The 21,609-nt window shown below is 41.9% G+C and carries 20 protein-coding genes, 1 tRNA gene and 1 other annotated feature; of the genes, 10 read left to right on the top strand and 11 right to left on the bottom strand.

What is annotated here, in order from left to right:
- Positions 1 to 78 precede the first annotated feature (78 nt).
- Positions 79 to 1,047, bottom strand: coding sequence for a glycosyltransferase family 2 protein (locus UYI_RS0125265; protein WP_016869469.1), 969 nt, complete (start codon positions 1,045 to 1,047; stop codon positions 79 to 81).
- Positions 1,048 to 1,516: 469 nt separating this feature from the next.
- Between UYI_RS0125265 and rplS the strand changes: the two genes are divergently transcribed.
- From rplS to rplL, 8 genes are all read left to right on the top strand, one after another.
- A complete protein-coding gene (gene rplS, locus UYI_RS0125270) occupies positions 1,517 to 1,879 on the top strand; it encodes a 50S ribosomal protein L19 (protein ID WP_016869470.1) in 363 nt (120 codons plus the stop codon).
- A gap of 147 nt (positions 1,880 to 2,026) precedes the next feature.
- Positions 2,027 to 2,099, top strand: a tRNA-Trp gene (locus UYI_RS0125275).
- A 195-nt stretch (positions 2,100 to 2,294) separates the two neighbouring features.
- A complete protein-coding gene (secE, locus tag UYI_RS0125280; RefSeq protein WP_026086164.1) occupies positions 2,295 to 2,519 on the top strand; it encodes a preprotein translocase subunit SecE in 225 nt (74 codons plus the stop codon).
- Entirely contained in the window at positions 2,516 to 3,154 is a 639-nt protein-coding gene (gene nusG, locus UYI_RS0125285) for a transcription termination/antitermination protein NusG (protein WP_016869471.1), read from the top strand. Before secE ends, nusG begins: the two co-directional genes overlap by 4 nt.
- Positions 3,155 to 3,160: 6 nt before the next feature.
- A complete protein-coding gene (gene rplK, locus UYI_RS0125290; RefSeq protein WP_016869472.1) occupies positions 3,161 to 3,586 on the top strand; it encodes a 50S ribosomal protein L11 in 426 nt (141 codons plus the stop codon).
- A gap of 133 nt (positions 3,587 to 3,719) precedes the next feature.
- Positions 3,720 to 4,433 carry a 50S ribosomal protein L1 gene (gene rplA, locus UYI_RS0125295; protein WP_016869473.1) on the top strand — a complete coding sequence of 238 codons (714 nt, stop codon included), beginning with the start codon at positions 3,720 to 3,722 and terminating at the stop codon, positions 4,431 to 4,433.
- 62 nt (positions 4,434 to 4,495) lie between these two features.
- Positions 4,496 to 4,683 (top strand) — a sequence feature (ribosomal protein L10 leader region).
- A gap of 85 nt (positions 4,684 to 4,768) precedes the next feature.
- Positions 4,769 to 5,311, top strand: coding sequence for a 50S ribosomal protein L10 (rplJ, locus tag UYI_RS0125300; protein WP_026086165.1), 543 nt, complete (start codon positions 4,769 to 4,771; stop codon positions 5,309 to 5,311).
- Between the two features lie 164 nt (positions 5,312 to 5,475).
- Positions 5,476 to 5,874: a 50S ribosomal protein L7/L12 gene (rplL, locus tag UYI_RS0125305; RefSeq protein WP_016869476.1), complete on the top strand. Its 399-nt coding sequence runs from the start codon at positions 5,476 to 5,478 to the stop codon at positions 5,872 to 5,874.
- Positions 5,875 to 6,118: 244 nt separating this feature from the next.
- Here the strand turns inward: rplL and UYI_RS0125310 are convergent, their stop codons facing one another.
- From UYI_RS0125310 to UYI_RS40275, 9 genes are all read right to left on the bottom strand, one after another.
- The gene (locus tag UYI_RS0125310) at positions 6,119 to 7,891 is read right to left on the bottom strand and encodes a serine/threonine-protein kinase (protein WP_016869479.1); all 1,773 of its coding nucleotides are present in this window, start codon (positions 7,889 to 7,891) and stop codon (positions 6,119 to 6,121) included.
- Positions 7,892 to 8,184: 293 nt separating this feature from the next.
- Positions 8,185 to 10,023 carry a serine/threonine-protein kinase gene (locus UYI_RS0125315; protein ID WP_016869480.1) on the bottom strand — a complete coding sequence of 613 codons (1,839 nt, stop codon included), beginning with the start codon at positions 10,021 to 10,023 and terminating at the stop codon, positions 8,185 to 8,187.
- Positions 10,024 to 10,482: 459 nt separating this feature from the next.
- Positions 10,483 to 11,667 (bottom strand): retropepsin-like aspartic protease, encoded by a 1,185-nt coding sequence (locus UYI_RS0125320; protein ID WP_016869481.1) that lies wholly within the window; start codon positions 11,665 to 11,667, stop codon positions 10,483 to 10,485.
- 65 nt (positions 11,668 to 11,732) lie between these two features.
- Positions 11,733 to 12,794 carry an S-methyl-5-thioribose-1-phosphate isomerase gene (mtnA, locus tag UYI_RS0125325; RefSeq protein ID WP_026086166.1) on the bottom strand — a complete coding sequence of 354 codons (1,062 nt, stop codon included), beginning with the start codon at positions 12,792 to 12,794 and terminating at the stop codon, positions 11,733 to 11,735.
- Between the two features lie 172 nt (positions 12,795 to 12,966).
- Positions 12,967 to 14,874, bottom strand: a complete 1,908-nt coding sequence (dxs, locus tag UYI_RS0125330; protein ID WP_016869483.1) for a 1-deoxy-D-xylulose-5-phosphate synthase — start codon at positions 14,872 to 14,874, stop codon at positions 12,967 to 12,969.
- A gap of 280 nt (positions 14,875 to 15,154) precedes the next feature.
- Positions 15,155 to 16,111 carry an NAD-dependent epimerase/dehydratase family protein gene (locus tag UYI_RS0125335; protein WP_016869484.1) on the bottom strand — a complete coding sequence of 319 codons (957 nt, stop codon included), beginning with the start codon at positions 16,109 to 16,111 and terminating at the stop codon, positions 15,155 to 15,157.
- A gap of 247 nt (positions 16,112 to 16,358) precedes the next feature.
- On the bottom strand, positions 16,359 to 17,414 hold the full coding sequence (gene hemE / locus UYI_RS0125340; RefSeq protein ID WP_009457700.1) for a uroporphyrinogen decarboxylase: 1,056 nt from the start codon (positions 17,412 to 17,414) through the stop codon (positions 16,359 to 16,361).
- A gap of 239 nt (positions 17,415 to 17,653) precedes the next feature.
- Positions 17,654 to 17,917: an IS5/IS1182 family transposase gene (locus UYI_RS0125345; RefSeq protein ID WP_071588879.1), complete on the bottom strand. Its 264-nt coding sequence runs from the start codon at positions 17,915 to 17,917 to the stop codon at positions 17,654 to 17,656.
- The gene (locus tag UYI_RS40275; RefSeq protein ID WP_016869486.1) at positions 17,823 to 18,083 is read right to left on the bottom strand and encodes an element excision factor XisH family protein; all 261 of its coding nucleotides are present in this window, start codon (positions 18,081 to 18,083) and stop codon (positions 17,823 to 17,825) included. Before UYI_RS40275 ends, UYI_RS0125345 begins: the two co-directional genes overlap by 95 nt.
- 316 nt (positions 18,084 to 18,399) lie before the next feature.
- Between UYI_RS40275 and UYI_RS0125350 the strand changes: the two genes are divergently transcribed.
- Together UYI_RS0125350 and UYI_RS0125355 are read left to right on the top strand one after the other, a co-directional pair.
- The gene (locus UYI_RS0125350) at positions 18,400 to 19,035 is read left to right on the top strand and encodes a hypothetical protein (protein ID WP_016869487.1); all 636 of its coding nucleotides are present in this window, start codon (positions 18,400 to 18,402) and stop codon (positions 19,033 to 19,035) included.
- Positions 19,036 to 19,060: 25 nt separating this feature from the next.
- Positions 19,061 to 21,133: a S9 family peptidase gene (locus tag UYI_RS0125355; protein WP_016869488.1), complete on the top strand. Its 2,073-nt coding sequence runs from the start codon at positions 19,061 to 19,063 to the stop codon at positions 21,131 to 21,133.
- Between the two features lie 136 nt (positions 21,134 to 21,269).
- On the opposite strand, the gene minE is transcribed toward UYI_RS0125355, so the two are convergent.
- Complete coding sequence (gene minE, locus UYI_RS0125360; RefSeq protein ID WP_016869489.1) at positions 21,270 to 21,599, bottom strand: cell division topological specificity factor MinE; 330 nt, start codon at positions 21,597 to 21,599, stop codon at positions 21,270 to 21,272.
- Positions 21,600 to 21,609: the final 10 nt, after the last annotated feature.

Consider the following 21,609-nt stretch of genomic DNA (forward strand, 5'->3'; position numbering starts at 1 on the left):
TTTATTGTTTTTCAAGCTTCCAGAAAAATATTTATTTTACATCCAAAATCCCAAAAATTTTGTTATTGTCAAAAAAAATCATAACTCAATCAATACAAATTTACGAATATGACTGTTTTGATAATGAAAACGACGCACTAGTGTAGTATTAAATAAAAGTTGCCAAGCTTTCCAAGAAAAAACAGAAGGAAAGATGATATTGATTATATTATGAAAGTTTTTTTGCTTAATAGCTACTATTAACCAATGTAATTTCAAATAATCTTTAATATCCTCAAGAGCGGGGATATGAGAATGATGCATTTCATCAACTAAAGCATAAATCTTTTCCTTGATTAAAATATTGGCATTCAAGCGCCGAGATGGAGAAAACTTGTGGTTATAAGCACCAGGCCAGATGGTGCGGTAAGCAAGACATTGATTGAGAAAAATCGCATCTCCAAATTTGGCAATGTGAATCCAAGAATCAATATCATCACAATTAGCATCAAATTTAGAATTCCAACCTCCTGTTTGCAAAAAAGCATCACGACGGCAAGCTACTTGTACAGGCGTACCAAAAGGCAGAAGTTCCAGCAACATGCCGTAATGAATATCAGCTTGCGGGACATAAAAAGCTAAACCAGGCCCCACTTGAGGAGTGCGATCGCACTCAACTTCATTTTCATGCACTTGAGCAGCAATACAGGAACAAATTACAGCTTGAGGTTGGAGTGCGATCGCCCTTGCCATTTCTTCGAGACAATTGACAGCTAAGTAGTCGTCATCATCCAAAAACTTAATCCATTCACCGCTAGCTTTACCAACACCAGCATTGACAGTTGCCGAATGACCAGAGTTTACCTGATTACGATGGTATACAAGTCGTGAGTCACCACTGAGTGACAGCTTTTTCATTAAGCTATTTACATACTCTTGCGTACCATCAGAAGAACAATCATCAGCTACCACTACTTCAGTGGCAATGGTCTGGTTTAAAGCAGACTCTATTGCTCTTTTGAGCAAGTTTAAGCGGTTGTAGGTCGTGATGACCACACTAAATTTCATAACACTCACACCTGTGGCAAGGCCATCTTCAAATACATCTTCTATTTGACGACACAACTCCCGGAAACGTCATCCGTTAACAGAATTTAGATTTTGGATTGTTGCCATAGAAAGGGTGTGATACTATTTCACAAAAGTCTTGATACAAATCGTCCCCCTTGTCTTCCAAGTCGTCCTCCTTGTCTCCCTGGTCGCCAGATGTATCAGATTTATAGTGAAACGGTATGAGGGTGTGGGGATGTAGGAGGAGTTGTGGGTATGAGTAAAAATTCAGGGGTATTTAAAAAATTATGAATTTCAGAAAAACTCTTAATTGCCTCTTACACCCTCACACCATTACGATGAATCTACTAACACCAACTGTATTCATATACATAACTATTGCCTGCCCAAAGGGCTTGGTGAAAATTTACTAGACTCAAAAGCGATAGTAGATTTATTATGGATGATTGTGAGTTTTTGATTGACTATGAACGCTCAAGAGATTATCCGCTCAATCGAAGCGGAACAGCTAAAATCTAATTTGCCTGATATATATGTCGGTGACACCGTTAAAGTCGGAGTCAAAATTAAAGAAGGAGACAAATACCGCGTACAACCCTACGAAGGAGTTGTCATCGCTAAACGCAACGGCGGCATTAATGAAACCATTACAGTCCGGCGTGTATTTCAAGGTGTTGGCGTTGAACGGGTTTTTTTGATTCACTCTCCTCGGATTGATAGCATTAAAGTCATACGTCGCGGTAAGGTGCGGCGTGCGAAGCTTTACTATCTACGCAATCGTGTTGGCAAGGCTACTCGAATTAAGCAACGCTTTGACCGCCCTTTGTGATAGATCAGTAAGATATGGGAGAAAACTCAATCATCAAGCGGCATCAGCCGCTGATTTGTCCCCCGACTAAAAAAGTTAACCAAAAATGCCAAATTGCGTTAAACTAGATCAAAGTAAAACGCGATAGCTGAATCAAAGACAGCACATGCGCTCTTAGTTCAGTTGGTAGAACGCAGGTCTCCAAAACCTGATGTCGGGGGTTCAAGTCCTCCAGGGCGCGCTGTAACTGAGAACAAATAAACCCAAGACAAATGCGATCGCTATGATGATAGCGGTGTTAGTATTTGATTTTGGGTATAATTGAATCTATACTTGTAGCCTCTAGCTTCAAGCAAATTTAGTTTGAGCCAGGGCTACAGTTATAAATAGAAAATTACCAGTTAATAGCTATCAGGCAATGGGGGAGCAAGCGACCGTGGCCAAGAAAAATGAAGCAGAAATGGAAGAAACCAGCAATGGTTTTAGCTTGGGGAACTTCTTTCAAGGAATTAAAGAAGAATTTGAAAAAGTAGTTTGGCCCAGTCGAAAGCAGCTGGTGAGTGAATCAGCAGCTGTGTTATTAATGGTGTCACTCTCCGCATCTTTAATTTTTTTGGTCGATAAATTCTTTACTTGGGCAGCACAACAGGTGTTCGGATGACTTCTGCAACAGACGAAGGTCACAATTTGGCTTTGCAGTCAGATGAGAGCTCAGAACCTGCGGTAAGAGAGCAAGAAGCCCGCTGGTATGCAGTACAAGTAGCCTCTGGCTGTGAAAAGCGTGTTAAGACAAACCTAGAACAGCGCATCCAAACCTTTGATGTAGCTGACAAAATTCTCCGGGTGGAGATTCCGCACACGCCAGCAGTGAAAATCCGTAAGGATGGCAGCCGTCAGCACACTGAGGAAAAAGTATTTCCTGGCTATGTGCTGGTAAGAATGGTCATGGATGATGACACTTGGCAAGTGGTGCGAAATACCTCCCATGTAATTAATTTTGTGGGAGCAGAGCAAAGACGTGGTAGTGGCAAAGGTCGCGGTCACGTTAAACCAATGCCGCTGAGTCATACAGAAGTAGAAAGAATCTTCAAACAGACCACAGAACAAGAGCCAATTGTCAAAATTGACATGGCTACTGGTGATAAGATAGTCGTGCTTACTGGCCCGTTTAAAGATTTTGAAGGTGAGGTCATAGAGGTTAGCCCAGAACGGAGTAAACTCAAAGCCTTGCTGTCGATATTTGGACGAGATACACCAGTAGAATTGGAATTTAATCAGGTTCAAAAACAGAGCTAATCACAAATGGCGAAAAAAGTAGTAGCGGTCATTAAATTGGCCCTGAATGCTGGGAAAGCCAACCCAGCACCGCCAGTTGGGCCCGCCTTGGGTCAGCATGGCGTTAATATTATGATGTTCTGCAAAGAGTACAACGCCAAAACAGCAGACCAAGCTGGGATGGTGATACCAGTAGAAATTTCGGTATATGAAGACCGGAGTTTCACTTTTGTACTTAAGACTCCACCCGCATCGGTATTGATTACCAAAGCAGCAAAAATAGACAAAGGCTCTAGCGAACCCAACAAAAAGAAAGTAGGTTCAATTACACAAGAGCAGCTGCGGCAGATCGCCCAAACAAAAATGCCTGACCTCAACGCCAATGATATTGAAGCAGCAATGAAGATTATTGCAGGCACCGCCAAAAATATGGGCGTGACAGTCACTGATTAGTTATTTGTTCGTTGTTGATAGTTGGTAGTTGTTAGGAAAAAACAACAAACAACAAACAACCAACAACAAACAACCAACAAGCAACCTTATCGGGGGAGAGAACTTACCTCGCTAACGACCCCAGGAGAGAAAAATGGCAAAAAGAGTATCGCGTCGTTTACAGGCGCTGTTAGAAAAAGTAGAAGATAGGGAGTATGCTCCCTTAGATGCTTTAAGTCTTTTAAAACAGACAGCAACAGCAAAATTTCCCGAAGCAGCAGAAGCACACATTCGCTTAGGAATTGATCCGAAGTATACAGATCAACAATTGCGGACAACGGTAGTACTGCCTAAAGGTACAGGACAAGAAGTACGAGTGGCAGTCATTGCTAGAGGTGAAAAAGTCACAGAAGCAACCAACGCAGGCGCTGATATCGTCGGTTCAGAAGAACTGATAGACGAAATTCAAAAAGGAATGATGGACTTTGACAAGCTGATCGCCACACCTGATGTGATGCCACAGGTAGCGAAGCTTGGTAAATTACTCGGCCCACGTGGTTTGATGCCCTCACCCAAAGGTGGTACAGTAACCTTTGACTTAGCAAGTGCGATCGCAGAATTCAAAGCTGGTAAATTAGAGTTCCGTGCTGATCGTACAGGTATTGTCCATGTTATGTTTGGTAAGGCGTCATTCTCACCAGAAGATTTACTGGTTAACTTGAAAGCCTTACAAGAAACAATTGACCGTAACCGCCCTTCCGGAGCAAAAGGTCGTTATTGGCGCACAATGTACGTGTCTGCCACTATGGGGCCATCGATTAAAGTCGATATCAACGCTTTACGCGACCTGAAAACAGAAGCAGCATAAAGTTAGTCATTGGTTATTTGTCCTTTGTCATTTGCTAATGACTAATGACCAATGACTAACAACAAAATTAAATAGCAAAGCCGGAGACAGCAGGTGCCGTTGGCTTAATATCCTGCCGAGGTTTACATCCAAATTGCTTGAATTTCTACCCTTCTTTGGTGTGGTAGTTCTGGCATCAGGAGAAGGGTAGTAGCAAATCTACCTTTCAACCACAACCCCGGCTATGACGCTGGGGTTTATTGTTTTCGGTGAGTGTTGGTAGTTGTTTGTTGTTTGGAACAACCAACAACCAACAAACAACCAACAACAAAACCTTTAAAGGAGGTGAAACAAGTATGGGTAGAACCATAGAAGACAAACAAGAGATTGTTGCTGAACTCAAAGATTCTTTGAGTAAGTCGCAATTAGCACTGGTGATTGATTATCAAGGGCTAACAGTTGCCGAAATTACAGACCTGCGGCGACGGCTGCGTCCAGCAGGAGCAACATGCAAGGTAACAAAAAATACCCTGATGGGCATTGCCATTCAAGATGATGAAAAATGGCAACCCTTGTCGGAATTGCTCAAAGGTTCTTCGGCCTTTTTGTTGGTTCAAGAGGATTTCTCAGCTGCAATTAAGGCTTACCAAGAATTCCAAAAAGCCACCAAAAAGACAGAACTACGTGGCGGCGTTATGGAAGGTCGCCTGCTGAAAGAGCCTGATGTTAAGGCGCTAGGCGATTTGCCATCCAAAGAGCAACTCATGGCACAAATTGCCGGAGCAATCAACGCCTTGGCTACCAAGGTTGCTGTTGGTATCAACGAGGTTCCCAGTTCGCTGGCTCGTGCTTTGCAGGCCTATGCCGATAAAGAAAAAGGCGAAGAAGTTAATGGTTAGTTGTTAGTTGTTAGTTGTTTGTTATTAGTTGTTTGAAAAAACCAATAACTAATACCCAACAACCACCAACTACAAACAAAAAATCAATTTTGTTGTTTGTTATTTACTCAAACTAACAACCAACCACCAACCATCAACAAATGTAAATTACAGGAGTTATATCAATGTCTGCTGCAACTGATGAAATTTTGGAAAAATTAAAATCCCTGACTCTGCTGGAAGCTGCTGAGTTGGTTAAGCAAATTGAAGATGCTTTCGGTGTTAGTGCTGCTGCACCTGCTGGTGGCATGATGATGATGGCTGCTCCCGGTGCTGGTGCTGCTGCGGCTGCTGAACCCGTAGAAGAGAAGACCGAATTTGACGTGATTCTCGAAGATGTTCCAGCTGATAAGAAGATTGCTATCCTCAAGGTCGTACGCGAATTGACCGGTTTGGGTCTGAAGGAAGCAAAAGACTTGGTAGAATCTGCACCTAAGCCAATCAAAGAAGCTATTGCTAAGGAAGCTGCTGAAGATGCGAAGAAGCGTATCGAAGAAGCCGGCGGTAAGGCGACTGTGAAGTAGTCATTCCAATTCGGAATTGAAAATTTGGAATTTGGATTATCTACAAGTTAATTGCGAATTCCAAATTTAAAAGGAGCCTGATATAGGCTCCTTTTTTAAATCTAATAAAATCATATCAAGTCCGTCTAATTACTTACAATATGGTTGGTCTTTTTGGTAATTGATTTTTCCCATTACCTATTACCCATTAAATACAGTCCTTCACAGATATGATAAGTCCTCAAACGAAGATGAGATCACAGGTTTAACACCTTCTAGCATCCGCAGGATTGACAAAATCATGTAAATCAGCATCCCAAATACTGATATAGATGAGACCGCAATTTTGACGCACAATCTGACCCTTAAGAGAACCTATGCTAAAACGGAAATGATCCAACCGTCGCTGTAGAACTTGCAGTAGCCCCTGCTTAATTTCTTCAGTTAATTTACCGTCTAACATTTCTTCTAAGGTTGCCAGTATTAGCTGAAGATCCACCGATTGAGCAAAAGCAATCTCAGTTTGACGAATTCTTCCAGAATTCCGGTCAAATAAGTAGCCAAGCTGGATTTGATTTGGCACTAATATATAACTGACAGCACGAGTATTACCCCAAACACCTCTTGAATCTTGTGTTGGCCTGCCAAGGGCTGCTTCTACAATACTTCTTGATGCACCGACAGGGAATCCCGGAACATTACGGATATTGGCAGTGTTAGGTGACTGGCTGCGACGAGGTATGTTGTTATTTGGTTGAGAAACTACAGGAGCATCTTCAGGTTCTGGTGGCGCAGGTGCAACTGAGGAGGGAGAAGGTGAAGAAACAGGCTGCTTGGGTGATGGCTGCGAAGCCACTGGTGTATTGCTTTGTTTAACAGTAGAATCTGTGGGTTCTGGTGAGTCTGTGGGATTTGTAGTTTCAGATTTTGAAATTGGTGTAGATGTGGATATTGGTGAGTTTACGGATTCTGGCTTGTGGGTAATACTAATAATCGCTACTGTACCAATTAAGCCTGCTACAACCAAACTGCCAAGAATCCAAGTCGGCTTTTGCCATTTTCTAGGAATTGGATAGGTAAGGGTAGCTGGAGTGCTGGAATAAGAAGGCAATGACTGAGTTTGTACAGATGTAGCAGTAGTGATATCTGGCGGGACTGTGGGTTGAGTGGTAGCTGTTGGTATACAAGAGCTAGCAATCAATTGCTGTGAGGCAGGAGCAGATTGCAAGGCATGTAACATTTGGCTGGCAGTACTGTAGCGATCGCCTGCTTGGGGTTTGATTGCCCGATTCAGTATCATTGCCAATTGTGGCGATACCCCAGGAGCATAATACTGCCAGAGTATTTCACCTGTTCGTGGCTCAGTTTGTAGCTGTCGGGGGTGTTTGCCAGTTAGGAGATAAATTGCTGTCAATCCTAAGCTATAAATATCAGTGGCGTAAACTGGGCGTCCTGTAAATTGCTCGCTGGGCATATACCCTGGCGTACCCATTACCAGTGATTGAGTGCTGTATCCTAGAGAATCTGCCACCGAACGGATTGTTTCCTTAACTGCACCAAAATCAATCAATACAGGCTTGTGATTAGACGAGCGGAGAATAATGTTATCTGGCTTGATATCACGGTGGATAATGCCTTTGCTGTGGATATAATCTAGAACTGACAGCAGACTCAACAAAATTTCTCTGACTGCGGTTTCGCTTAGTGAACCTTGAGCTTTAATAATATTTGACAGAGTTTGACCTTGAATCCATTCTTGAACTAAGTAAAACTGCCCATTCTCACAAAAGTAAGCATAAAGTTTGGGAATTTGGTCACTACCTTCGCCCAAAAACTCTAAGGTAGTCGCTTCCCGTTCAAACCGTCGCTGAATTTTGTCATAAATTTTTGGGTCATTTGTTGCGGGTTTAAGTTGTTTAATCACACAACGACGACGAGATGGCAGATAGGTATCTTCTGCCAAAAAGGTTTCGCTAAAGCCACCAATACCGAGTACTTCGACCACTTGATAGCGATTGTTTAGCAGCGTCGTTGTCATGCTCCTTTGCAAGGGTTTGTCAAACTCCTCCGTAGAGGCTCGCCCTCTTTAAATGTAGACTAAATACCTAGAGGTAAAGCTTCCCGACAAAGAAATAAAGTTTATACGAGATAAAATATGTATTCTGCAAGTTGAAAATTCTACTATTAGCTAGATTAATAAAATAAACTTTTATGTCCTAATAACCTCTTATTTCTCTGCGTTCTCTGCGTCTGGTGTGGTTAATTTTGTTGTTCTACTTACTGCAATCAAATTATTAATTTACAAAGCCCGCAAAAGCGGGCTTATTTTTTTTAATGTAAGTCTGCATCCCAGACACCAATATAAATTTGATCCTCTTGGTTACGTTGAATTACACCTTCTACTCCGCCAACACTGAATGAGTATTGGTTAATTTGACGCTGATGCACTCGTTGCAGGGCTTGATTAATTTCACCAGAGGCATTTCCTCCAAGCATTCCTTGCAAAGTAGATTGCATTACCTGGGGTGGGACAGATTGGGCAAAGGATACTTCTGTTTGCCGTAATACTCCAGTTTTACGGTCAAATAAATAACCAAGGTCAACCTGATTTGGGTGTAAGCGATAAAGATAAGCGCGGGTGTTCCATAAGCCTCGAGAAACTTTTGTGGGTTTTCCTAGTGTTGATTTCACTGTATCTTCCGAAGTACCTGTGGGATAAGCAGGAACACTAAGACTACTAGTGTTAGCAGTGGCAACTTTTGGTTGATTTTCCGGTGGTGGGGGTGGTGTAGGTGTAGCAGGAGTAGGATTTTCAGCAGGCTGTTGCTGTTTTGGTGTTGGGACTGCCGCAGTTTGAGAATCTTCTGGAGGTGGTGCTACTGGAGGTGGTGCAAATGTTGGTGGTTGTTGCTGCGGTGCAGATACAACTGGAGGTGTAGTAAAAGTGGAAGTTTCTGGTTGCTGTGGAGAGGCAGGTATTAAAGGAGGTTGGGAAGCAACAGGTGCATCGGTAGGTTCAGTGCTGGGAGCTACAGATGATGGGGTAGAAGGGGGATTTGTAGCGATGGGTGATTCTGTAGTTTCTGGGGGAGTATTTGTATCAATAGTTGCTTCTATTGGTGGTTGGCGAGTGATGTTTGCGATCGCGATCCCAGCAATCAAACCACCCATAACCAAACTACCAAAAATTACAGCAGGTTTTTGCCAACTGTTAGAAGTGGTAGACGCAGGGATAAAAGCAGACTTTTGGGCAGAAGCTAAGGGTTGGGTTTGCTGGGTATGTGCCACAGCAGGGGATAGGGCGATTGTCGATTGAGTTGAGGAGTATGATGTCGGAGGAATGGTGCTTGCAGATTGCAAAGCATGTAACATTTTACTGGCGGTGGAGTAGCGATCGCTGGCTTGAGGCTGAGTTGCTTGTTTGAGGATCATAGCCAATTGTGGAGATACCCCGGGAACCAGATCCTGCCAAATGACTTCCCCTGTTTGCGGGTTAGTTGGTAACTCGTGTGGCGGTTTGCCTGTCAATAGATAAATTGCTGTCAAACCCAAGCTATAGATATCAGTAGCATACACTGGGCGTCCTACGGCTTGTTCGCTGGGCATATACCCAGGCGTACCAATTACTAAAGATTGAGTCAAGTAATTTGGTGTAGCGATAATCGAACGTATCGTTTCTTTAACTGCACCAAAATCAATCAGAACAGGTTGATTATTAACTGTACGAAGAATAATATTATCGGGCTTGATATCTCGGTGAATAATGCCTTTACTATGGACATAGTCTAAGACTGATAAAAGACTCAATAAAATTTCTCTAACTTTATTTTCACTGATTGACCCTTCAGTTTCGACAAGATTTGTTAGGGTTTGACCTTGAATCCATTCTTGGACAAGATAAAATTGTCCATGTTCGGAAAAATAAGCGTAGAGTTTGGGAATTTGATCACTACCTTCACCTAAAAGTTCTAAGGTGGCTGCTTCCCTTTCAAACCTTTGTTGAATCATTTTGTAGGTTTGCGGGTCGTTTGTCACTGGTTTGAGTTGCTTGATCACACAGCGACGCCGAGAAGGCATGTGGGTATCTTCTGCCAAAAATGTTTCGCCAAACCCACCTGCACCAAGTACTTGGATAACTTTATAGCGATTATTTAACTGTGTTATGGTCATGCTCGATTCAAAGTGAGCGTCTTTACAAATTTATATTAGATGTTATGCTGGCATCGCAGGCGGGATGTTATGCCAACAAAATTTTTGGCGTGTGGTTCGGGTGTTTTTATATCGAACACCGATGCACACGGATGAACACGGATGGTTTATCGGTGTGTATCTGTGTTTATCTGTGTTCGACATTCATCGACTTTGATTGTGGCTGTAAGTTATCTTGATGGTTCAATGTTTTTGGCAAGGCGAACACCGATACACACGGATGAACACGGATGGTTTATCGGTGTGTATCTGTGTTTATCTGTGTTCGACATTTATCGACTTTGATTGTGGCTGTAAGTTATCTTGATGGTTCAATGTTTTTTGGCAAGGCGAACACCGATACACACGGATGAACACGGATGGTTTTGGCGTGTGTGGTTTGGGTTGATGATTTTCTTTTTTGGTTTTTAGTTATTATGACTATTTGTTTGATAAAGGTGTTAATACTAAGCTGCCTGATTCTGTGTAGCCAAGGGGATTACGTTTGCCAAAACGCCAATGTTGTTGATATCTATTGAGAAAGTTTTGACCAATAATACCTTGAATTCCTAAGACTTTAAAAATATTATCGCTTTCCAAAATTACTGCATCGATTTGAGTGGCTTGATGTTGCTGTAAATTTAATTGTGATAACTTGATTTTTTGAGCTTTTTCTGTTCCACAAAATCCACTTACTTCTGTTTTGGTTAGTTTAGTTTGGTCAATTTTTAGTTTTGTAGCTAATGATTTGGATATAACTGTTGTTTCAGCGCCTGTATCTAGTAGGAAGTTAAAAGGCCCTTGGCCGTTGATTTTGGCTTGGGCAATCATATTGCCTAGTTTGCCTTGTAGGGGAATTGCCCCTGTCACTGGTGTTGAAGGTGGTAAAAGTTGCAGTTGCAATTTTTTAGGATTAATCACAACATCAAAATTGGTGAAAAAATCTAAACCCAAAACTCCAGATGTATTGACTGGAATTGAATTTTGACTCATGCCTATGCCAAATAAACCTTGAACTTTAGCTGCATTCACGGCTATAGGTGGCAATTTATGGAAACTAGCTTGTACTTTTGAACAGTCATTTCCTATTACTACATATTTCATGAAGTCGTTAGGAATAGGTGTACCCTGAAGGTTTAATTGGGTAGCAGTTTGACTGTTAATAATAGAAGCAGAAGCACCTGTATCTAAAAGAAAGGTTTTGCTTAGTCCACCAATTTGAACTGGCAAAGTAAAAACATTGGTGTTAGGAAGTAATTTGAGTGGGATTTTAGCTTGTCCTTGGCTAACGGGTTGAGGAAGGCTGACTCCGGTAGCTGCAACTAAAGCGGTAATGCGATCGCTTGCATCAGAACGAATGCTACCATCTTCTGCTAACATTGTTACCTGCAAGACGCATTGCATGGAAGCTGTTTGCAAAGCTTCTAAATTATTAGATGGGGGAGTGTCGGGTAATTTACTCTTGATACATTGACTTGTTTGTTGCAGGAGTTGTTCACCAAGGTTATTGGCTGGAATTTGGGCAATGGTCGATTTCAACCCACCAAGTAACCCAGTTGTTGTAATAATAACTACACTTTTTTTTAGTAGATGTCGCGTCCAGTTGGCTTTGCATTTGATCTTCATAAGTAAGCGATCGCATTTGTTGTGATTAAACCCTGACCATACTTTTGCTATTCATAAGTCTCCTATTACGCTGCTTTTCTTGCTTCTAGCTGTTTTAACTCACTAGGGGCAAACACACCATTCTCGGTAATGATGGCTGTAATTAATTCTGCTGGGGTGACATCAAAAGCAGGATTGTAGAATTCCACACCCTCCGGTGTCAAAATAGTATCACCAATTTGGTATATTTCTCCTGGGTGGCGCTCTTCAATGGGGATTTGACTACCATCAGCTAAGTCAAAATCCACAGTAGAAAGGGGTGCGGCAACAAAGAAAGGAATGTTATGTGCTTTGGATACTAGTGCTAAACTATACGTACCAATTTTATTTGCCGTATCTCCATTGGCGGCAATTCTGTCAGCACCCACAACTACAGCATGAATTAAACCTTGTTTCATGCAATGGGCAGCCATACTATCAGTAATTACCGTAACTGGGATGCCTTCTTGTACACATTCCCAAGCAGTGAGTTTTGCACCTTGCAATCTAGGTCTAGTTTCATCAGCAAACAAGCGTGCCAAGCGTCCTTCTCGCCAGGCAGAACGCACTACACCCAAAGCTGTACCGTAACCTGCCGTTGCTAATGCGCCAGCGTTACAGTGGGTGAGTAGGGTTAGTTGTCCTGGTTGAGTAGGTAAGGCTTTTAAACCATTGTCACCGATAGCTTGGCAGGTTTGTAAATCCTCAGCATTGATGGCTTGGGCAGTTTGGAAGAGAGCTTTTTTAATCTCATCTACTGTACCAATCGTTTCATAGGCTACTTTCATCATCCGGGATATTGCCCAAAACAAATTGACTGCCGTGGGGCGGGTAGAACGCAGCATTTGGGCGACATTCTCCAAGTGATGCAAAAACTCATCCCGGTTGTCTGTATGAGTTTCTCTCGCACCAAGATAGATGCCATAGGCAGCAGCAACACCAATCGCGGGCGCACCCCGGACAATCATAGTTTTGATGGCAACTGCCATATCTTCACTGCGACTAATTTCTACAAATGCATACTCATTTGGCAAACGCGTTTGGTCAATCAGCGAAACTGAGTCGTTGTGCCAGATGATAGGGTATACTTGGTTAGTTTGAAACATCATGTTCTTTGAAGGTTATGAGGAAACACGGAACAGGGAATAGGAAATAGGGAACAGGGGATTGGGGATCGGACATTGGTTATTCTCCGCATCCGATGCGTATTTTGTGTTTCCCAGTTCCTCTGTTTTGCATCTCCTTTCCCCTTCCTTGTTTGTGCTTTTGGGGTTAATTTTATTACATAACTGCCGATTTTTGCTGATTAAAGAAAGCTTGTAAAACCTTTTCAGCAATTTGTGGACTTGTTAAGCCCAATTCAGCTTTGGATTGATTTGGTTCTGCGTGTTCAACTAACACATCTGGTACACCAATCCGCTTGATTGGCACGACAATATCAGCATCTAACAGTGCTTCTGCAACTGCGGAACCAAAGCCACCCATCACGCAGCCTTCTTCCAAGGTAACAACACGTCCAATTTTTTGTGCAAGAGGGAAAATCAATTCTGTATCCAGGGGCTTAGCAAAACGGGCATTGATCACAGTAGTTTCAATCCCGTGTTCACTGAGAATTTCTGCAACTTGCATGGCTGGATTTACCATTGTGCCGTAGCCCAAGATGAGTAAATCATCTCCATGACGGAGAATTTCGGCTTTACCTATTTCCAAGGGTTCCCAGCCTTCTTCCATCAGGGGGACACCATAGCCATTACCACGAGGGAAACGCATAGCGATCGGTCCAGTAGTATGATTCACACCTGTAACGACCATGCGCTGGAGTTCGGCTTCGTCTTTGGGCGCCATCAGTACCATATTGGGAATACAGCGCAGGTAGGCAATATCGTACATCCCTTGGTGGGTAGGGCCATCAGCACCAACAATTCCTGCACGATCCATACAGAAGAACACAGGTAAGTTTTGGATGCAAACATCGTGGATGATTTGGTCGTAGGCACGTTGCAGGAATGTGGAATAGATAGCAGCAACAGGACGCATACCTTCAGCTGCTAACCCGGCGGCTAGGGTAACGGCATGTTGTTCAGCAATACCTACATCTATATATTGATTAGGTAGCTTTGCTTGCAGTTTGTCTAAACCTGTTCCCGTTGCCATTGCGGCAGTAATACCGATAATTTTCGGGTTTTGTTCGGCAAGTTTGACTAAGGTGTGGGCAAATACTTTTGAGTAAGCAGGAGGTTTCGGTTTACTGGAAGGGATAGCTTTACCAGTAGTCAAGTTAAAAGGAGATTGGGCATGATAACCAACTTGATCTTGTTCAGCAATTTCATAACCTTTGCCCTTTGTTGTTGCCACATGCACTAACACAGGCCCAGTAATTTGATGTGCCTGTTGAAAAGTAGCAATCAATTCTTCTAAATTATGCCCATCTACTGGCCCCATATAGGTAAAGCCAAGTTCTTCAAAAACAGCACCCACTTTTGGCACAGCTAGCCGCTTCATCCCTTCTTTAATGCGTCCTAGTTCAGGAGAAAGAGACTCACCCACAAAAGGAATTTGCTTAAATTGTTCCTCAAAACTATCTTTGAAAAATTGCACCGGACCGCTAAGACGCATTTTGTTAAGGTAGCGAGGAATTGCGCCAACATTGGGAGATATGGACATTTCGTTGTCATTTAATACAACTAATAGATTAGTTTTAGGAAGATGTCCCGCGTGATTAATGGCTTCTAAGGCCATACCACCAGTTAATGCCCCATCACCAATAATGGCAACGACTTTAAATTTTTCTCCTTTAGCATCTCGCGCCAAAGCCATACCTAAAGCAGCGGAAATACTAGTAGAAGCATGTCCTGCGCCGAAGTGGTCGAACCTGCTTTCACTACGTTTTAAGTAACCAGCAATTCCATCTTTTTGCCGCAGGGTATGAAAATTACTGTAGCGTCCAGTAATCAGTTTGTGGGGATAGGCTTGGTGTCCAACATCCCAAATGACTTTATCACGGTCTAAATCTAGTGTTTGATATAGACCTAAAGTCAACTCTACAACACCCAACCCTGGTCCTAAATGCCCCCCAGTCGCTGCTACGGTTTGCAGATGCTTATCTCGAATTTGGCGGGCAATTTGTTGCAACTGGCGAATTGATAAACCGTGCAACTGGTTGGGATGGGTGATTTCGCTCAAATGCATACTATAGCGTTTTCCTCTCTAGATCTTATATACTGATTTTCCCATGCTAGGGTGATGACCAACTTTAAGCAAATTTTCTTAAAGCTCTGGAATTTTCAACAAATTTCGCTATCAATGGTGAATTCTGGCTTGAATGAACAGTGAAAAACCAAATCTGTATACATCTGTGTCCATCTGTGTCCATCGGTGTTCGTAATCATTATCTCTACGACTTTGCCACAATCTTAAAAAAAACTCGACCACAGATGCACACCGATACACACCGATGAAAATACAGAAGTTACCGGTAACTTTGCACGCCACTAATTCGTAGAACGTCGCTAATAGTGGCACAGTAATTAGGTAAGCCAAAACTATCAGGATTGACAAATTTTTGATAAGTAAAATGCCGATAGCTCATACAAAATCTATCCCAAGCTGCCATCCGAATACGAAACAAGACTATTAATAAGTTAGCTAATGAAAAAGACACAGGGATGCGAAAGTAAATTTTTTTGCCCAGATAAGCGCATACTTCTTCTATTGCTTGGTTGGCGGTTAATGGTGCTTGACCTAAAACTAATTGCCTGCTTTCATTTTCTTGAGGCGGATTGTCTATTAAATAGCGTACGACTGTGGCAATGTCTCGGGCATGAATAAAGTGAAAACTACCGTCTGCTTGAAAAAAACGAATGAAGTCTATGTATTTTGTGACTTCAAGAATACCAGGTGTTATATGTGAATACGGTTTATTATTGTCGCCACCCAAAACTAAGGTGGGGAAAACTTCAGTGATTTTAGGCGCGATCGCTAATTTCCCGATTTTCTGTAAACAATCATATTTAGAGCGAATATAATCTGTACCTATTTCTCCGGCTTCTTTAAGTGGTTGGTTGTTGCTGTCTAAAACACTCGCAGTCGAAAAATAAATTACCTGTTCACAGATAGCTGGATCTAAATAACTCAATAATTCTAGAGTTTTGACAACATTAATATCAAAAGTTGCCGTCCCACCCCAAGCTGTAGCTGTCAATACTGCGACATCTATTGTTTTCAGCAAGTCGGCAAAATGCTGGATTTGTTGCATATCACCTTGCAAAACGGTGACACCCGGACGAACTTGTGTATCAATTTTTAATTTCTCTGGGTTCCTAACTAGAAGATATAACTCGTGGTCTGTTTCTTTAATTAATGCTTCACTAAGATAGTGACCAATACAGCCACTTGCACCGGTCACAAAAATTCGCTTTTTGGTCATAAATTTGTTGTCAGTTGTTTGTTGTCTGTTGTTTGGATTTTACTGGAATAGTTGTTTATTGACGGTTATTTGTTTCCGCATAACTAACACTCACCAACCAACAACCCTACCCTGACGGGAAGCCACTTCGTGTCTACGGGTTCGCCAGTCCCCCTACCCTTACGGGAAGCCACTTCGTGTCTACGTGACGGAGACCGCCTTTTTGGGGGGCTGGTCTCACCAACAACCAACAACTAACAACCAACACCTAACAACTAACAGCATTAAGTTGCTTGGCTGTTTCAAAGAAGAAGGCGACATTTTCTTCTGGGGTTTCGGGGAGAACACCGTGACCAAGGTTAAGAATGTGACCCCAATTACCAGCTTTGCGAACGGTGTCGAGAATGCGATCGCGAATAAATTCCTTAGATCCGAACAACACGCCAGGATCAAGATTTCCTTGCACTTTCATGTGTTTGCCTAATCTTGCCCGGGCATCTGCCATGTCTACTGTCCAGTCTACAGTAATTACATCGGCACCGGATTTTGCCATTCTTTCCAGCAAACCAGCACTACCACTCACTAATAGAATTAGGGGTGTATCTGGATGAGTTTCCTTAACTTGCTGGAAAACTCTTTGTTGATAAGGCAAAGCAAAAGTTTCATAATCTTGGGGGCTTAATTGGCCTGCCCAAGAATCAAACATTTGCACAACTTGAGCGCCACAGTCAATTTGATAGCGCACGTAGGTAGCGATCGCATCTGCGAGTTTTCCCAGAAACTGATGCAGAATCGTGGGATCAGAAAATGCCATGTTTTTAATAATGGAATAGGTTTTAGAACCTTTTCCTTCTACAGCGTAAGCTGCGAGAGTCCACGGCGCACCTACAAATCCCAACACCGTGGATTTATTGCCCACTTCTTGGCGCAGTGCCTGCAATATAGTTTTGATAAATGGCAAAGATTTTTCTGGTTCTAGGGGAAGCAAGTTGTCAACTTGTGCTTGGGTGCGGATGGGAGAGTGAATAATTGGCCCCTTCCCTTCGGCAATATCCATATCTATGCCCAAACCAGGCAATGGTGTCACAATATCAGAAAATAAAATTACACCGTCTGGTTGAAAAGCCCGCCAAGGTTGTAAGGAAACTTCGATCGCCACTTCTGGTATTTCGGAACGTTCACGAAACGAAGGGTATTTCTCCCTTAAATCCCGATAAGCTTTCATATATCGTCCCGCTTGCCGCATCATCCATACTGGCGGACGATCTACAACTTCACCACGAGCTGCCCTGAGGAGAAGAGGATCATTAGAGGAAATACCCATTAACAACTCATCCTAAACTCTTTATTTATGTCATTGTTTAGCTTATCATTCCAGCTTTGCCGTTGTTCAGGGAACTTAGGGATTGGGGATTGGGGATAAAGGAAGGAAGACAAAGAGAACAAACTGACTTTTCACGGTTCGCAACATCTAGCAACCCCCAGTAAGCCGTAAACAAAAAAATACTGAAAATTTTCCTGATTTAAGAGGATGTCTTAAAAGTTTGTAATAGGTGATTTGAATCACGCAAGTTGTTTGAGCATCAAACGAATCATCACAATATAAACAAAGGTTTCTGTCGTTGCGGGTAAGATTTCATAATCCTTACTTAATCGCCGACACCAGTTAAACCAACCAAAAGTTCGCTCAACTAACCAACGTTTAGGGTGTACAACAAAACCTTTTTGTTCTTCATTGCGGGTAACAACACTCAAAATCCATCGGTAGAGATCCATTACCCAATGCTGGAAATCTTGACCACGATAGCCGCAGGTGAGATAAATCAATTGAGGGTAGCCAATCCATTTTGTTACGCAACTCCATTAAATTTTTACTTTTGCCTTGTTCGGTCACTTCCTCAAATTCTATTTCCAGTGGGTCATCGGTTACTATCCAGTCTTCTTTCTGGAGTGCATTTTTGACCGCTTTATGGAATAAATCTCTAGCTGACATCAGCAAACAAGTTTGTTTGTATTCATCTCACAAATGCGCGTATATTCTACCAAATACGGGCGTCTCCCACTTTCCGCGTCTTCGCTGTTCCTCTTTCCCCGATCGCCAATGGCCATAAATATTTACATATTTTATTTTTACCTTATTCTAATTTCAGTATTTAATCTTGATCGTAAATATTTTTACTTGATTTTCTATGAAAATAGAGTCCAACATATCCTCGGGAGAGGTTTCTATCTCTAGCACTGGTACAACAGTATTGAGTCTTTTGATACCGCGATCGCAACGACGGAAATTTTTTATCCAATTTACGCTGATGACTTTCACCGGATGGGTTGTAGGTGGAATTGCCAGTATCGCTATAGAAAAATATCTCCTGCAAACACTCTCGCCAGGTCTGCTTCAACAACAACCTTCATGGGATAGATGGGTAAAATCTATTAGTAGTGTTGTGTTTGCGATGATTTTTGCTGCCGATCAAGCAATCGTCTTGCGCCGCTATCTATCTGCATGGTGGTTGTGGATCCTGGCTACCAGTGTTGGTTGGTTGGTTGCCAATAATGTCTCTACAGCATGGATTGAGTATATTTCATCTATAGCTAACTCCTTGAATAAAACTTTATCTTTTGAGGATGTAATATTTTTTGGAGGTTTATCAACAATCTCCTATGTTTTGTCGGGAATTTGGCTAGGATTTCTCCAGTGGTTAGTATTGCGACGGAAGACAGCAGGTGCTTGGTGGTGGAATTTTCTGCCCTCATTTTCGTATTTGTGTATCAGTCTCTTTGTCTGGTTGCTTTCTTTTTTACAAGATCTGATTCCAGAAGTCAGTCGCGCTCAGATATTGTATTTAAGTGGACAAGCATTGACGGCAATTATTCTAGGAGTTATTCCAGCCATTGGCTTTTGCAGGTTGAAAATTTACTCCCGCCGCATCACTGCACGCCAGTAGTTGCAGCAAACTCAGGTGAAACAAGATGAAAAAAATCGACTCCTCACAAACAACAGTTACTCCACCCATTGCGGAAAAACGACCGCAGGTATTAGAGTTACACGGTGACAGGCGGATTGATAATTACTTTTGGATGCGCAATCACCAAGATCCAAAAACGATCGCCTACCTGGAAGCAGAAAATGCTTACACCCAAGCTAAGATGCAGCACACGGAGGCTTTGCAACAACAGCTATATGAGGAAATGCTGTCTCGGATTAAAGAAACAGACCTTTCCGTGCCTTATCGTAAAGATGAATATTATTATTATTCGCGCACTGAAGAGGGTAAAGCTTATCCAATTTACTGTCGCCAAAAAGGTAGTCTTGATGCTCCTGAAGAAATACTGCTAGACCAAAATGAACTAGCCCAAGGGCATGATTTTTTTAGTATCGGGGTACTACAAGTTAGCCCTAATCATCAAATATTAGCTTATTCGGTAGATACAACTGGTTCTGAAAGATATACACTGTTTTTCTTAGATTTAAATACTCGTCAACTTTATCCAGAAAGTATCTCTGATACTTATTTTTCTTTGGCGTGGGCGAATGATAATCAAACAGTATTTTACACGAAATTAGATGATGCTAATCGTCCATTTCAGTTGTTTCGACATACATTAGCAACAGATGTCAATGAAGATATTCTTATCTATCACGAACCGGATGATATTTATTATTTAGCAGTGGGCAAAACTCGCAGCCAAGCTTATATCTTGTTGAGCTTGGGGAGCAAAATCACCTCAGAAGTCCACTATTTAGATGCTAATAATCCTACCGGAAAGTTTCAGTTATTTTATCCCCGAACTACAGGGGTAGAATACGACATTGATCATCACAATGATTATTTTTATATAGTCACAAATGAGCAGGCAATTAACTTTAAGTTAATGAAAACTCCGGTAAATGCACCAAGTAAAGAGAATTGGCAAACTGTGATTCCCCATCGGGAAGATGTAATGTTATCAGGAATTAGTTTGTTTGCCAATCACTTGGTTATTTACGAACGTAAGGATGGATTACCGATTGGTAGGGTACAAAACCTGAAAAGTGGAGAAGAACATAATATTACTTTTCCCGAACCAACCTACTCATTTTTTGAAGGTAGCAATCCGGAATTTGACACTACTACTTTGCGGATACACTACACTTCTTTAATCACGCCGCCATCTGTATTTGATTACGATATGGAAACAAATGAGCGGGAATTGAAAAAAGAAACAGAAGTTTTGGGAGGCTACGACAGAACCCAGTATAACAGTGAAAAATTAATGGCTCCAGCGCCTGATGGTACACAAATTCCCATATCTATTGTTTATAAAAAGGGAATTAAAAAAGATGGCAAAAATCCTTTGTATCTGACTGGATATGGTGCTTATGGAGCAAATTACCCGGCATCATTTTCCTCAACTAGATTGTCATTGTTAGATCGGGGAATTGTATTTGCGATCGCTCATATTCGTGGTGGCGGAGAAATGGGGCGCAAATGGTATGAAGATGGCAAATTTTTGCACAAAAAAAATACCTTCACAGATTTTATTGCCTGTGCAGAATATCTAATATCTGAAGGGTGGACAACAAGTAATGCGCTTGCTATTTCCGGTGGTAGTGCTGGCGGTTTATTGATGGGAGCAGTAGTTAATATGCGCCCAGATTTGTTTAAAGTGGTAGTTGCTGATGTGCCTTTTGTAGATGTAGTCACAACTATCCTGGATACTTCCCTACCTTTATCAGCAATGGAATGGGAAGAATGGGGTAATCCCAACGATAAAGTCTATTACGACTACATGAAATCATACTCACCCTACGATAACGTCGAGGCGAAAACTTACCCAGATATGTTAATTACAGCTGGATTAAATGATGCGCGCGTTAAATATTGGGAACCTGCAAAATGGACAGCAAAACTACGAGAACTCAAAACAAATGACAACATTCTCCTGTTGAAAATCAACATGGGTGCAGGACACAGTGGCGCATCTGGACGTTACGAAAGTCTCAAGGAACTGGCGTTTGAGTATGCTTTTGTGTTGGATAGATTGGGAGTAGAAAAGGGATAGGGAAACGGGATTAATACCAATTCGCCTTCAAATTATGAATAAATAATTTATGGTGCGTTACAGCTTGGCTATAGCGCACCTTAAATTTAACTAATATCAATTTATGTTATTGACTACTTAATAAAAATGCCAATAACTACATAATTTCGCTACTTTCCAACTCATTATTTTCTTTATTTTCATTCTTTTCATTAAGTTCAGCTTCTTTAACCCGACGTATAGGGACATTGGCAATTAAGGCACTGGTTCGCTGATTACTTTCTAAAGAAAACTCTAAACCCTCCGTTTCGATTTCTACATAACGGCAAACAATTTCTAAGATTTCTTGCCGCATTTTTTCTATCATCTGGGGGCTTAAGTCAGCGCGATCGTGAGCAATCACTAATTGCAGGCGACGTTTAACTTGATTGCGACTGTTAACGTCAGAATTACGAGTAAATAATCGTTCTAGAAGTTCAATGATCATTGCTGCTAGG

The sequence above is a fragment of the Fischerella muscicola PCC 7414 genome (assembly GCF_000317205.1).
Taxonomy (GTDB): domain Bacteria; phylum Cyanobacteriota; class Cyanobacteriia; order Cyanobacteriales; family Nostocaceae; genus Fischerella; species Fischerella muscicola.

Bases quoted from the DNA above. Each gene is read 5' to 3' on its own strand.
- UYI_RS0125350 (WP_016869487.1), top strand. From the start codon at position 18,400: ATGACTTTCACCGGATGGGTTGTAGGTGGAATTGCCAGTATCGCTATA.
- UYI_RS0125335 (WP_016869484.1), bottom strand. From the start codon at position 16,111: ATGACCAAAAAGCGAATTTTTGTGACCGGTGCAAGTGGCTGTATTGGT.
- UYI_RS40275 (WP_016869486.1), bottom strand. From the start codon at position 18,083: ATGTCAGCTAGAGATTTATTCCATAAAGCGGTCAAAAATGCACTCCAG.
- dxs (WP_016869483.1), bottom strand. From the start codon at position 14,874: ATGCATTTGAGCGAAATCACCCATCCCAACCAGTTGCACGGTTTATCA.
- UYI_RS0125320 (WP_016869481.1), bottom strand. From the start codon at position 11,667: ATGAAGATCAAATGCAAAGCCAACTGGACGCGACATCTACTAAAAAAA.
- rplA (WP_016869473.1), top strand. From the start codon at position 3,720: ATGGCAAAAAGAGTATCGCGTCGTTTACAGGCGCTGTTAGAAAAAGTA.
- minE (WP_016869489.1), bottom strand. From the start codon at position 21,599: ATGATCATTGAACTTCTAGAACGATTATTTACTCGTAATTCTGACGTT.
- UYI_RS0125355 (WP_016869488.1), top strand. From the start codon at position 19,061: ATGAAAAAAATCGACTCCTCACAAACAACAGTTACTCCACCCATTGCG.
- nusG (WP_016869471.1), top strand. From the start codon at position 2,516: ATGACTTCTGCAACAGACGAAGGTCACAATTTGGCTTTGCAGTCAGAT.
- rplS (WP_016869470.1), top strand. From the start codon at position 1,517: ATGAACGCTCAAGAGATTATCCGCTCAATCGAAGCGGAACAGCTAAAA.
- hemE (WP_009457700.1), bottom strand. From the start codon at position 17,414: ATGGGTATTTCCTCTAATGATCCTCTTCTCCTCAGGGCAGCTCGTGGT.
- UYI_RS0125315 (WP_016869480.1), bottom strand. From the start codon at position 10,023: ATGACCATAACACAGTTAAATAATCGCTATAAAGTTATCCAAGTACTT.
- rplL (WP_016869476.1), top strand. From the start codon at position 5,476: ATGTCTGCTGCAACTGATGAAATTTTGGAAAAATTAAAATCCCTGACT.
- UYI_RS0125310 (WP_016869479.1), bottom strand. From the start codon at position 7,891: ATGACAACGACGCTGCTAAACAATCGCTATCAAGTGGTCGAAGTACTC.
- UYI_RS0125265 (WP_016869469.1), bottom strand. From the start codon at position 1,047: ATGAAATTTAGTGTGGTCATCACGACCTACAACCGCTTAAACTTGCTC.
- mtnA (WP_026086166.1), bottom strand. From the start codon at position 12,794: ATGATGTTTCAAACTAACCAAGTATACCCTATCATCTGGCACAACGAC.
- rplJ (WP_026086165.1), top strand. From the start codon at position 4,769: ATGGGTAGAACCATAGAAGACAAACAAGAGATTGTTGCTGAACTCAAA.
- rplK (WP_016869472.1), top strand. From the start codon at position 3,161: ATGGCGAAAAAAGTAGTAGCGGTCATTAAATTGGCCCTGAATGCTGGG.